A 14,173-nucleotide genomic window follows, 5' to 3' on the forward strand; every position below is an offset into this window, starting at 1 on the left:
GAGTCAGCCTTTTCTCAACCCTGTAATAATGAAAAACAGCCCGCCAACCGGCAGCGCAGCCGCCAGGCAAAAAAGGTGGTAAAACATGATGAAGGTGTTGTTTCTGGGAGTTTCAACACCAAACAATTTATGCCACAAACCGTATGTAAATGTAGCGTGCGCGAACTGTTCAAAGAACCGGGTAGCATAAGGAAATAATAGGCAGCTGGCGACCACCAATAGGGTGCAGATGATGTTACTTTCTAATGATTGCACATCACGCCAATACCAGCTGATCAAAAATGCACAGCTATACAGCAAGCCGCGCTTGAGTTGGCGAACATAGTATTGAGTGTCCATTCTTGATATCTCCCGACCGGCTTAGACCAGGTTGACGACCCTCTCCCGCTGCCGATCAACCCGGGCAAATGTAGCGTGCATAATAGCGCCCCGCACCGACGCATGCAAAATGCATATTCCCATGTGCGTCTCCCTCATTCAGGTCTCTACGCAAAGCCAAGCGGCTGGGTCGCAACGACTTCAGGCAGCGCAATTGAGCTACTGCTAACGGGTGCCGCCCATATGTCATCGCAAAAAAAGAGGCACCTTTCGGTGCCCCTTTTTCCACCCTTCACGACAAGCCATCACGCCGCCAACGGTCGTTTGCCCAACACCTCCCCCAGGTTGCGATCAACTCGCCCATCCACCAATTGCCACAGCACCTGCAACAATTGCTCGTTCAGCAAACCCACCGCATCCTCAGCGAATGCATCGAGTCGGTAGTCAAAGCGCAGCTGCAATTGGCCTTTCAGCTCCACATACAGCGTTAGCGGGGTATTGGCCTGTTCGACACTGTTCATGGCCTGCAAGCGCAAGCCGCGGCTGTCACCGCTCGCTTGTGCGGCGCTGACCGGATAGTTCTCGAAGACAATCACGGTATCCGCCAGAGCACCGCCCAGACCCGCCCAACCTTCGATCTCAGCCGGTGCGTTATAGCCATGCTCGCGCACTTGCAGGTTGCGCGCCTGCAAATCCTGCAGCCAGTCGCCCAGCCCTTGTAGACGATCTATTTCGGCCACCAGTGGCACATCGTTGATATACAGGCCCAACTGCCGCTCGATATCGCGCAAGTGCGGCGGTCGTCCAGACAAGGTCACGCCGCAGGCGACTGTCGATTCACCCGTGTGATGGTGCAGCAGCAACAACCAGGCGGCCTGCATCAGCGTGTTGACGGTGATTTTCTGCCGGCGGGCAAAACTGGCAACCTGCTCGGTCTGCAGTGCGTCAAAGCGGTAGGCCAACTCGCCATGCACTCCTCCCGCTGCCGCAGTGCGACCGATCGCGCAGCGCTGCAGCAAGGTCGGCGTGTGCAACGAGGCCAGTTGGCCTTGCCAGAAGTGCTGATCGGCAGAACGGTCACGGCTTTGCAGCCAGGCAATGTAATCGCGATAGCCACCACCACTGCGCACCAGCGCCTGCCCGGTGTAGGCAGCCAGGACATCGTTGAACAGCTGAAAACCACTCCAGCCATCCAGCAGAATATGGTGATTGGTACACAGCAACCGATAGCGCGCACCACCGCGGTGAATCAACACCAACCGCAACAACGGCTCAGCATCCAGTTCAAACCCACGCAGGCGCTCATCATTGGCCAACTGTTCAAGCTGAGCAGTGCTCAGTTCGCAACCATCCACCTGCCGCAACGGCAACCGCACCTGGCGATGCACCACCTGCACCGGAGCAGCCAACGGCGCCGCCCAGGCAAATCGGGTACGCAGGATCGGATGATGATCCATCGCCGCCTGCCAGGCCTGGCGCAGCCGCTCCGGGTCGACGCCATCGAGGTCCATGCACATCTGGTTGACGAAGTCGCCCGCCACCGCGTCGTGCAGCTCATGTTGCAACAGGTACTGTTGCATCGGCGCCAGCGGATAGATGTCTTCGATGGCCGCAGGCGCGACGCCAAGTGCGTCCAGCTGGGGCTGCGCAAGACCGGCCAAAGGGAAGTCGGATGGGGTGACGCCGGCGTGGCGCTCGTCGCAGCAATGTTCGATCAGCTCGGCCAGCGCCTGCACATAGGCATCCGCCAACGCCTGCATCGGCGCAGGGTCGAACATCGCCTGGCTGAAACTCCAGTCCAGGCGTAGACGGCCGTCATACACCTTGCCACTGATCGACAGCCAATTGCCCAGCGGCGCCTCAGCGCTGGAATCGCTGCCATGGGCTTCGCTGGCCGGGCTGAACAAGGCATCATCCTGGCTGAAGCTGCCGTCGAACTGGCCGAGGTAGTTGAAGGTAATGCGCGGTACCGGCAGCGCAGCCAGTTGCCGACGAGTGTCCGCCGAACCGAGGTAACGCAGCACGCCGTAGCCCAAACCTTTGTCGGGGATGGCGCGCAGTTGTTCTTTGATGGCTTTGATAGAGCTTGCAGGATCGTTAGCCGGTGTCAGCTTCAACGGAAACACCGAGGTGAACCAGCCGACTGTGCGGCTGAGGTCGATGTCGTCAAACAGCGCCTCGCGGCCATGGCCTTCGAGCTGGATCAAGGTCGAGCCGGCGCCGGTCCACTGGCCCACCACCTGGGCGAGCGCGGTGAGCAGCAGGTCATTGACCTGTGTCCGATAGGCTGCCGGCGCTGCCTGCAACAGGCGACGGGTCTGTTCGGTGTCGAGCTGGGCGTGCACGCTGGTGGCATCGAGGCCGCTGGCGATCGCGTTGGCTGCAACACCGGGCAGACCGGTAACCGCGCCGCTGAGCTGGCTGCACCAGTAATCCAGTTCGGCTGGCGCGGCGGCGCGCTGCGCATGAGTCTGCAAGCGCTCGGCCCAGCGTTGATAGGCGCTGGATTTTGCCGGTAGTTGCACTGGCTGGTTTTGCAGCGCTTGCTGATAGGCCTGTTGCAGGTCTTCGAACAGCACCCGCCAGGACACGCCGTCGACCACCAGGTGATGCACCACCAGCAACAAGCGCTGGCTGCCATCAGCCAAGGTCGCCAGCACTGCCCGCAACAACGGCCCGGCAGCCAGATCAAAACTGCGCTGGGCAGCTTCGCAGCGTGCTTGCAGTTCAGCGGTATCGGCCACCTCGACCTGCCACAGCAGGCTCTGAGCAACGTCTACGTCACGGTAGTGCGCCTGCCAGCCATCGGCTTGCTCGACAAACGCCAGGCGCAACGTATCGTGGTGTGCGACCAAGGCCTGCAGCGCCTGCTCCAGCGCGGCGGCCTGCAATGGCTCACGGCCTTTGAGCAGTACCGACTGGTTCCAGTGATGCCGGCTCGGGATCGGCTCCTCGAAGAACCACTGCTGCACCGGCAGCAGTACCTGCGCACCGGTTACCGGGCCTTGGTCGATCTGCTCGCCCTCACCCACTTCAGCGACGGCAGCCAAGGCCTGAATGGTTTGCTGCTCGAACAGGTCTTTGGGCGTAAAGCGAATCGACGCCTGCCGCGCACGGCCAACCAGCTGCAGCGAGATGATCGAGTCGCCACCGAGTTCGAAGAAGTTGTCGGTGACGCCAACCGGCTCGACCTTGAGCACCTCCTGCCACAACGCAGCCAGCGTGCTTTCGACGTCATTGCGCGGTGCCACGTAGCTGCGCGCAGCGTGGTCAACCGTCGGCAGCGGCAAGGCCTTGCGGTCGAGCTTGCCATTGGGTGTCAGCGGCAGTTGCTCGAGCAACAGCCAATGCGCGGGCAGCATGTAATCGGGCAACGCGGCCTTGAGTTCGGCCTTGATCGGCTCGAGCAAGGCTGCATCGGTATGCACCTGGCGTTGGCCAGCGGCGGCCACCAGATAAGCCACCAGCCTGCGCCCTTGTGCAGTTTCCTGCGCCAGCACCACGGCTTCGCTGATGGCGGCAAAGCCCATCAGGCGGGCTTCGATCTCGCCTAGTTCGATACGGAAACCGCGAATCTTGACCTGGTTGTCGATGCGGCCGAGGTACTCGAATACCCCCGCCTCGTCCTGGCGTACCACATCGCCGGTGCGGTACAACCGCGCACCGGCTTCGCCGTAAGGATCGGGCACGAAGCGCTCGGCACTTTGTCCAGGGCGGTTGAGGTAGCCGCGAGCAAGCCCGGTGCCGCCGATGTACAACTCACCCGCCACACCGACCGGCAACAGGTTGAGGTCGGCGTCGAGCACGTACGCGCTGCGCTCGCCCACGCAACTGCCAATCGGTGCATAGGCCGCGCTGCAGACGTCATTCAAATCAGTGCGCCAGACCATCGGCGTGACCACGGTTTCGGTCGGGCCGTAGCCGTTGATCATCATCTTCGGCTTGAGCACCTGCTGCACCAGCTCGAAGCTGGCCTGCGGCATGGCATCGCCACCAAAGCTGTACAGGCGCATCGGCGGTGGATTGCCGACCCGCTGCACATGCTCGGCAAGCTGGTGCAGATAGGCCGGCGGGAACCCGGCCATGGTCGCGCCGTACTCGCGCAGCGCCTCGCAGGTCTGCTCCGGGGTCCACAGGCTGTCGTCGCGCAAGAGGATGCTGCTGCCATGCAGCAAGCCGGTCAGCCAGCGTTCATGAGCGCCGTCGAAGGCGAACGAGAGGAAGTGCAGCTCGCAATCGGCCGGCGTCATGCGATAGGCATCGCCGGTGCTGCGACAGTGCATCGCCAGCGGGCCGTGGGCGACAGCGACGCCTTTGGGGCGGCCGGTGGAGCCTGAGGTGTAGATGATGTAGGCCAGGCTTTCGGGCGCAACCTCGACGGCAGGTGCGCTGCTCGCGTGCTGGCTGAGGTCAAGGCTGTTCAGCTCGAGCACCGCCAGCCCCGGCGGGATCGGCAGTTGCGCGCGCTGTGGCGCCTCGGTCAGCAGCAGGCTGATGGCGGAATCTTCCATCAAGTACGCCAGACGCTCTTGCGGATAGCTGAGGTCCAGCGGCACGTAGGCGCCACCGGCCTTGAGCACGGCGAGCAGGGCCACCAGCAAGCCGTCACTGCGCGGCAACGCCACGCCCACTCGCAGCTCCTGGCCGACGCCGCGGGCGAGCAGCTCATGGGCCAGGCGGTTGGCACGCCGGTCGAGCTCGCCATAGCTGAAACGCCGGCCATTGAAGATCAGTGCCTGACGCTCTGGCCAGGCGCCGGCCATGGCGCCGATACCCAGGTGTACCGGCGGTTCGGCGAAGCGTGGCCAGTCGTGGCACAGCGCAGCGCGCTCCGCTTCGGTCAGCAGTTCGATGCTGGCCAAGGGGCGCTCGGCGTCGACCATGAAGGCGGCCAACAGCTGCAACAGATGGCCATTGAGACGCTCGATGGCGGCGTGGGTAAACGCTGCGCGGTCGTAGCCGTAGCTGATACTCAGGCGGCGTTCGGCTGCAACTGCCACGGCCAGCGGATAGTTGGTCCGTTCGCGGCTGGCGACGTCGCCAAAGCGCACGCTGCTCTCGGCTTGTTGGCCCAGTGCCTCGGCCACCGGATAGTTGTCGAACACCAGCAGGCTGTCGAACAGTGCCTCGCCGCCGGTGCCGGCCCAGCGCTGGATATCGTTAAGCGGCGTGTGCTCGAACTCACGCGGGGCGAGGTTTTCGGCCTGGACGCTGTGCAGCCAGTCGCCGACGCGCTGGCCTGCCTGTGGGGTGGCAATGACCGGCAAGGTGTTGATGAACAGCCCGACCTGGTGCTCGATCCCCGGCAGCTCTGCCGGCCGCCCGGCCACCGTGGCGCCAAAGGCCACGCTGGCTTGGCCGGTATAGCGCTGCAACAGCAGCAGCCAGGCCGCTTGCACCAGGGTGTTGACGGTGACTTTCTGTTGCCGGGCAAACGCCTGCAGGTGCTGGCTGTTGGCTTCGTCCCAGTCATGGTGAAACTCGCCATGGCCACTCGCACCCGTGCCCCGGGCCAGGCTACCGGCCAACCGGGTAGGCTCGTCCAGGGCCGTCAGGCGCTGGCGCCAGAAGCTTTCGCAGGCGGCGCTGTCCTGGCGCTGCAGCCAGCCGATGTAGTCGCGATAACGACCAGGCTGACGAGCCGGCTGCAGGCCGTGATAGCGCTGCATCACTTCGCTCATCAGCTGCGAGCTGCTCCAGCCGTCCATCAGGATGTGATGGTTGGTGTAGATCAGGTGCTGCTTGTCGCCGCCCAGCTCCAGCAGGAGCAGACGCAGCAATGGCGCCTGATCAAAGCGCGAACAGGCCTGCCGCTCGGCAGCGGCCAATGCCTCCAGATCCACGCCTTGGCCATCGAGCACCTGCAACGGCAGCTCGACCTGACGATGGACAATCTGCACCGGCTCACTCAGCTCGCCCTGCCAGTGGAAGGACGTGCGCAGGATGTCGTGGGCTGTAATTGCATCCGCCCACGCCTTGCCGAAACGCTCGGCGTCGAGGCCTTGCACCGGCACCTGCAGCTGATTGACGTAGTCGTCCGAGGCTTGCTGGTAGAGGGTGTGAAAGAGCATGCCCTGCTGCATCGGCGCCAGCGGATAGAGGTCGGCGATGGCCCGCGGTGCTACCGGCAAGGCGTCCAGTTGGGTTTGCTCGAGCGCCGCCAGCGGGAAGTCGGACGGCGTCACTCCGCCGTTTGCCAGCTGGCAGCAGTGCTCGATCAGCGCCAGCAGGGTAGCCTGATAATCGTCGGCCAGCCGCTGCACCGTGGCATCGTCGAACACCTCGCTGCTGAAGCTCCAGCTCAGCGCCAACTCGCCGCCGTAGACCTGGCTGTTGAGGGTCAGCCAATTGCCCAGCGGGGCACGGCTGTCGCGCTCGTCCCCGGCGTTTTCCGCTGCCGGCGCAAACAGCGAATGCTCGTCGAAGCTCTGGTCGAACTGGCCCAGGTAGTTGAAGGTGATCGCCGGTTTCGGCACTGCCGCCAACGCGGCGCGGCAGGCATCGGCACCGAGATGACGCAGCACACCGAAGCCCAGACCATTGCCCGGCACCTGGCGCAGTTGCTCCTTGATTGCCTTGATCGAACTGGCGATATCGTCGGCTGGGGCCAGACGCACGGGGTACAGGCTGGTGAACCAGCCAACTGTGCGTGACAGGTCGATTTCAGGGAACAGCTCTTCGCGGCCGTGCCCCTCCAACTGCACCAGCACCTCAGGGCGACCGGTCCAGCGGCAGACCACTTCGGCCATGGCCAGCAACAGCAGGTCGTTGATCTGCGTGCGGTAGGCTCGTGCAGCGTCATGCAGCAGGCGGGTGGTGGCCTCGCGTGGCAGACGGGTGTTGATAGCGCGGCCATGGCAGGCCAGGTTGGCGCCGTGTGGGCGGTCCAGTGGCAGGCTGGCATCAGCGTCACGCAAGCGTTGCCAGTAGGCCAGTTCAGCCTCGGTCAGCGCGCCGCGGGCATGCTCGCGCAGGCGCAGGGCCCAGCTCTGGAACGCGCTGGTCTTGGCCGGCAGACGCGCCAGCGTGCCCTGTTGCAGATCCCGGTACAGCTGCTGCAAGTCTTCCAGCAACACCCGCCAGGACACGCCATCGACCACCAGGTGGTGGATCACCAGCAATAGCCGCTGGCTGCCATCGGCAAGGTCCATCAGCACCGCGCGCAGCACCGGGCCGTTGCTCAGATCCAGACTGGCTTGTGCACGCTGGCCCAGATCGCGCACAGCGGCTTCGTCGGCCACGGCTTCGTGCCACAGGCAAGCCTCGATGCTGTCGACGTGGCTGGCCTGCCATTGCCCGGCAACCTGCTGATAGCGCAGGCGCAAAGCGTCATGGTGCTGTTGCAGGGTGCTCAGTGCCTGAGCCAGCAGTGCCACTTGCAGCGGGCCGCGTGGCGTCAACAGCACGGACTGGTTCCAGTGCTGCAACTGCGGGATGTCGCTGGCGAAAAACACCTGCTGGATCGGCGTCAGCGGCATCTCGCCGCGCACTGGGCCCTGGTCGATCTGCAGCACTTGGATACAGCTGGCAACGGCTGCCAGCTCAAGGATGGTCTGGCAGCGGAAGACGTCTTTGGAGGCGATATGAATGCCCGCCTGACGCGCCCTGCCGACCATCTGGATGGCGATGATCGAGTCACCGCCCAGTTCGAAGAAGTTGTCGCTGATGCCCACCCGCTCGACACCGAGCAGCGCTTGCCAGATTTCTACCAGTTGACCTTGGACGTCGTTGGCGGCAGCGCGATAGTCGGCCTGGCTGCTGACGTCGGGTTGTGGCAGTGCCTTGTGATCCAGCTTGCCGTTGGCGGTCAGCGGCAGCGTCGGCAACAGCAGCAGATGGCTCGGCACCTGATGCGCTGCCAACTGCTCGCCCAGCCACTGACGGATTCCGGGCAGATCGGCCTCGGCGGCGACCAGATAAGCCACCAGCTGTTTGCCGGTCGGGCCGTGCTGAGCAACCACGGCGCATTCACGCACCTGTGGGTGGCTCTGCAGGCAGGCCTGCACCTCGCCAGGTTCGACCCGGTAGCCGCGAATCTTGACCTGGTGATCGACCCGGCCAATGAACTCCAGAAGGCCATCGGCGCGGTAGCGCGCCTGGTCACCGGTGCGGTACAGCCGCGTGCCATCGGCGCTGAACGGGTTGGGCACGAAGCGCTCGGCGGTCATGCCGGGACGCAGGTGATAGCCACGGGCGACGCCGGCACCGCCCAGGTACAGCTCACCGGCACAGCTCACCGGCAGCGCGCCAGCATCACTGTCGAGCACATAGGCGCGCAGATTGGCCAGCGGCCGCCCCAGCGGCAGGCGTGTAGCGTGCGCCCAGTCGCCATCGAGGCTTTGGGTGATGGCGCCGACCGTGGTCTCGGTCGGGCCGTAATGGTTGACCACGCAGCAGGCCGGGGCCAGCTGCTGGATGCGTTGCAACAGCCTTGGCGGGCAGGCTTCGCCGCCCAGCACCAGGCACTGCCGGGGGATGACTGCGGCGTTATCTTCGCCAAGCAGCGCCGCCAGGTGCGACGGCACGATCTTCAGCACATCGATCTGTTCGTTGTGCAGATAAGCACCCAGGGCGCTGCCATCGACCGCCATGTCGTTGTCGATCAGGTGCAAGGCCTGGCCGTGGCACAGAGCGCCAAACAGCACGGTATGACCAAGGTCAGCGGCCATGGTCGAGACCAGCGCCATGCTCCGCGCCTGAGTGATCGGCAGGCGTTCGCCGATGGCTGCAACGTAGTTGGCCAGCGCGCCGTGGCTGACGGTGACGCCCTTGGCGCGACCGGTGGAGCCGGAAGTAAAGATGACATAGGCCAATTGCTGCGGGTCGCTGATCGGCGCCAGCGCCCAGCCTGCGCCGGACAACGCCTGGGTCGGGTCGGGCAGCAGTTGCTGGCGCACGCCGGTCAGCTCGGCAAAGCGCTCAGCCAGCGGCGCCTGCACCAGCAGGTGCTCGAGGGCGCTGTCGGCGATCATCTGGTTGAGACGTTGCTGCGGGTACTCGGGCGCCAGCGGCACATAGGCGCCGCCGGCCTTGAGCACTGCCAGCAGGCCGACGACCATCTCCAGCGAGCGCTCGGCAGCGATACCGACCAGTACATCGGCGCCCACGCCCTGCTCGCGCAAGCGCCCGGCCAAGGCTTCGGCCTGGCCGTCGAGCTGGGCATAGCTGAGGCGCCGTGCGCCTTGCACCACAGCAATGGCCTCAGGTGTGGTTTGCGCATGGGCACTGATCCGCGCTGGTACATCGAGGGCGCGCTGCTGCAACGGGCCGCCTTCGGCCCATTGCGCTAACTGCTGTTGTTCTGCAGGGCTGTACAGCGCTAGGTCGCCAATCGCCTGCTGCGGATCGCGCAGTGCATCAGCGAGCAGATTGCGCCAGTGCTCGGCTAGGCGGGCAATGGTGCTGGCGTCGAACAGATCAGTGGCGTACACCAAGGCTGCATACAAGCGGCCATCGGCTTCGCGGGTGCTCAGGGTCAGGTCGAAGCGCACCGCTTCATGCCCGCTGCCCTGCACCTCGACGGTCAGGCCCGGCAATTCCAGGCGGCCGGCGTCGGCTGCGTCGACCAGATGGTTATAGAGCACTTGAAACAGCGGGCTACTGGCCAGATTGCGCTCGGGTTGCAGGGCATCGACCAGTTGTTCGAACGGCGTGTCCTGATGCGCCTGGGCCTCGAGGACCCGGCTTTTGACCTGGGCCAGCAGCGCGGCAAAAGTCTGCTGGGGCGTGATATCAGCCTGTAACACCTGCGTGTTGACGAAAAAGCCGATCAACCCCTCGACTTCAGCGCGAGTACGGTTGGCCACGGGCGTGCCGACGCGGACTTGAGCGGCGCCACTGTAACGGTGCAGTACGGCCTGGAAGCTGGCCAGCAGCAGCATGAACAGCGTGCTGCCGGTCGCCGCCGACATAGCGCGCAGGCGCGCGCCAAGGGCTGCATCGAATTCGATTTCATGGCGCGCACCGCGGTTGCTGCGGCTGGCCGTGCGTGGCCGGTCCAGTGGCAAAGCCAGCTGCACGTGCTCGCTACCGAGTCGCTCGCGCCAGTAGGCCAGCTGCCGCTCGCCCTCACCGGCCTCCAGCCACAGCCGCTGCCAGTGGGCGTAGTCGGCGTAGTGCACGGCCAGAGGCGGCAGCGCAGCGCGCTGGCCCTGCAAGGCCTGGCGATAACCTTCGCTGACTTCGCCAACCAGGATCGGCAACGACCAGGCATCGCAGACAATATGGTGGCTGCAGAACAACAGCACATGCTGCTCGGCATCGAGCTTGATCAGCGTTGCCCGCAGCAGCAAGTCACGCTCCAGATCGAAGGGCTGCTCGGCCAGCGCCGTCATCTGTTCGGCCAATAGCGCTTCGGCGCCCTCACCCGCGGCACTGAGGTCGAGCCGGGTCAGGGCAAACTGACGCTGCGGGTGGATCACCTGCAACACCTGCTGCTCGTGCCAGCGGAAGCTGGTGCGCAGCACTTCGTGCCGCTCGATCAACTGCCCGATCGCCTGCTCCAGCGCGGTGCTGTTCAGCTGTCCACGCAAGCGCAGCTGCGCGGGTTGGTTATAGGCGCTGGACTGCGGGTCCAGTTGCCATACCAACCACAGCCGCTGTTGCGCATACGAGGCCGGCAACTCGCTGATGCCCGCCTCGCGCGGCGGAATCGGCAGAATATCCAGCGACAGCCCCTGGGCGATCATCTTCGCCTGCAGGGCGCTGCGTTCCGCTGGGCTGAAGCCGGCAAAGCGTTTGGCCAGGGCCAACATCCGATCGGGTAGCTGACTCATTGCTGCTCAGCCTCGGCGAACAGGGCTTCGAGGGCATCGAGCTTGTCTTCGTTGACTTCGTTATCGCGGTGCAGCTCGACCTGCTGGGCCAGCAACTCGACGGTTTCACCTTCGAAAAATGCGCGCAGCGGCAGGTTGATATTGAGCTCGCTGTGTACCCGCGAGCGAATCCGCGTGGCCAGCAACGAATGCCCGCCGAGGGCGAAGAAGTTGTCGTGGATACCGACTTGCGGCAGCTCCAGCGCCTCTTGCCAGATGCGCGCCAGCGTCTGCTCCAGCTCATTGCGCGGTGCGACGTAGGCCTGACCGCGTTGCTCGCGGGCACTCAGCGCGTTGCGGTCTAGCTTGCCGTTGGGGGTCAACGGCATGCGCTCGAGCGCGTTGATGAAGGCTGGCACCATATGCTCGGGCAATTGCTCGCGCAGCAGCTCCAGCAGCGCCGCTTCACTGGCATCGGCAGGCGCGTCGGCGTGCAATACCACATAGGCGGCCAACTGCTTGCCGGCTGCGGTATCGCGGGCAACCACCGCCGCTTCGCGGACACGGCTGTCAGCGCCGAGACGCGCTTCGATCTCGCCCAGCTCAATACGGAAGCCGCGAATCTTCAGCTGGAAATCGAGGCGTCCAAGGTAGTCGAGCACGCCGTCCGGGCGGCAGGCCACGCGGTCGCCGGTGCGGTACAGGCGCGCCCCGGGTACTGCCCCGTGCGGGTCCGGCAAGAAGCGGCTGGCGGTCAGGCTCGGCCTTGCCAGGTAGCCGCGGGCAAGGCCGGCGCCGGCGATATACAGCTCACCCGGGCGACCGAAGCCGACCAGTTCGCCCTCCTCGTCGAGCACCTGCAAGCGGGTGCCGGCAATCGCCGTGCCGATCGCCACGCGCTCGGCCAGCACGGGCTCGGCAACTGCCTGGGCAGTGCACCAGACGGCGCTCTCGGACGGCCCGTACTCGTTGACCAAGAGTGTCTGCGGCAAGCGTTGCTGGTGGCGCTCGCTGAGCTCGACCGGGCAGGCCTCGCCGGCCACGATCACACAGGTCAGGCCGGCGTCAGTTGGCAGTGCTTCGAGGATCTGCGCATAGAACGATGGCAGCGCGAGGAAGTGCGAAATTTGCTGGTCGGCAACCTGCTGGGCGATCTGCAACGGGTCTTTGTGTGCCTGCTCGGCCGGCAGGCACAAGCTGCCGCCTTGAGCGAGGGTCCAGAAAATGCCGGCCACCGAGCTGTCGAACGAGAACGACGACAGCATCAGGAAGCGTTGGATCGGTTCACGGTAGAACTGCAACCGCGCCTGGGTCGAGGCACAGGCGTTGGCATGGCTGATCATCACGCCTTTGGGCAGGCCGGTGGAGCCGGAGGTGTAGATCACATAGGCCAGGTCGTCGCTGTGATTGCTGGCCGGCAGCGGGCTGGCGTCGCCCTCCTCTAACGTCTGCGCGGTCACTTCCAGCTGCACGGTTGCAGCGGGCAGCGTCAGTGCTTCAGGCAGCGTCTGCAAGCGCACCAGGCAGCGGACGCCAGCGTCTTCAAGCATGAAGCTCAGCCGTTCGTGCGGATAGGACGGATCCAGCGGCAGATAGGCGCCGCCAGATTTGAGAATGGCCAGCAGGGTCACCACGATTTCCACTGAGCGGCCGCCGTAGACGCCCACCAGGGCATCACGGCCGACACCTTCGGCTTGCAGGCGCCGCGCCAGGCGGTTGGCCTGGCGGTCGAGTTCGGCGTAGCTCAGCTGGCGGCCTTCGACCTGCAAGGCGATGTGCTGCGGATGCAGCGCGGCGCGGCGTTCGAACAGTTGGTGCAGCAGTTGCGCCTGCGCCGTCTGCAGGCTGGCACTATGGTCCAGCGCCGCCAGCACCTGCTGCGACTGGCCGGCATCGAGCGTGGCGATGTCGCTGACGGGGTGCTCAGGCGCGGCCGCAGCCCCGGCGATGAACACAGCAAACTGGGCCAGCCAGGCATCCAGCAAGCCCGGTGCGAGCAGGCCGATCGGGGCCAGTAGTTGCAGAATCAGTTGCTGACCGCAGCGGCGCGCCTGCAGGTGGAGTTTTTCGGCTTGAGCGGGATCTTGCGCCAGCACCAGATCGTGCTCAGTCTCCAGCTCGATGTCAGCGCCAAGCAGCAACGGGCCGGGATGGTCCAGATTGCTCTCGAACAGCTCCACTTCATTGAAGCATTCAAGCCAGGAGCGGCTCTGCGCCACCTGCTGGGCAAAGCCCTGCAGGTGCCCGCGCACAGACTGCTGCGCCGGCACCTCTGCGGCAACCGGCAGACGCCGAGCGAAGTGGCCCAAGGTGGCGAGCAATTGCTCGTTGCGACCGTCCACCAGCAGGCTCAGCAAAACTCGTTGCTCGCCCACCAGGCCGCCCAGAAAACCTGCCCATAGCCCGCCAAGCGCTACCTGCGCCGGCAGCCCAAGCTGCGCCGCCAAGCTAGCCACGGTCGCCAATGGCAACTCCAGACGGCTCGACTCCCGCTCGCCGCCCAGGCCAACCCGACGCTCGAATGGCAGCTGCGGGGCATGAGTAAATTGCGCCAGCAGACCGCGCCAATGGGCCAGGCCCTCTTGGCCCAGTTGCTGCTCGGCAAGCTCCTCCTGCCAAGCGGCGTAGTCGGCATATTGCAAGGCATCGAATTCAGGCAATGTCTGGCCCTGGCCAAGCGCCGCCAGTTCATCAGCCAACAGGCGCAGGCTGGTCCGGTCAAGGCTGGCCAGCGGCGCGGCGAGCAGCACTTGCTCAGCCCAACGCACTGCCACCAGCGGCGTCTCTGCCAACGCTGCGCGAGCCAGCTCGCGGGCGTGCTCGAGGTCATCCGCGTGCATCAGGCGTACCTCGGCCTGCGCGCTGATCGCCTGGGCGGGCAACTGCAGGCCAGGCACCTGGGTGTAGCGAGTGCGCAGGATTTCGTGGCGCTCGGCCAGTTGCAGCAGCGCGGCGTGCCACTGCGCGTCGTCACCGACAACGCTGGCAGGCAGCTGCAGGGTGGCCAGCAGCGGGCGCCCGGCATTGCGTTCGGCGCGCAGCAGTGCGGCTTGCTGGGCGGAGGTCTGGAAGATTTCTGCTGGAGTGCTGTACGTCATGCT

The 14,173-nt window shown here is 64.9% G+C and carries 3 protein-coding genes; all 3 read right to left on the reverse strand.

The annotated features are described in order from the left end of the window. Positions 1-3: 3 nt before the first annotated feature. Entirely contained in the window at positions 4-339 is a 336-nt protein-coding gene (locus ACIOAU_RS07150; RefSeq protein WP_150569572.1) for a hypothetical protein, read from the reverse strand. A gap of 284 nt (positions 340-623) precedes the next feature. Then, entirely contained in the window at positions 624-11,093 is a 10,470-nt protein-coding gene (locus tag ACIOAU_RS07155; RefSeq protein ID WP_401180960.1) for an amino acid adenylation domain-containing protein, read from the reverse strand. After that, on the reverse strand, positions 11,090-14,170 hold the full coding sequence (locus ACIOAU_RS07160; protein ID WP_401180963.1) for an amino acid adenylation domain-containing protein: 3,081 nt from the start codon (positions 14,168-14,170) through the stop codon (positions 11,090-11,092). The genes ACIOAU_RS07155 and ACIOAU_RS07160 overlap by 4 nt, the downstream gene beginning before the upstream one ends. Between the last annotated feature and the right edge of the window lie 3 nt (positions 14,171-14,173).

The organism is Pseudomonas sp. NPDC088322 (assembly GCF_044740745.1).
Lineage (GTDB): Bacteria > Pseudomonadota > Gammaproteobacteria > Pseudomonadales > Pseudomonadaceae > Aquipseudomonas > Aquipseudomonas shirazensis.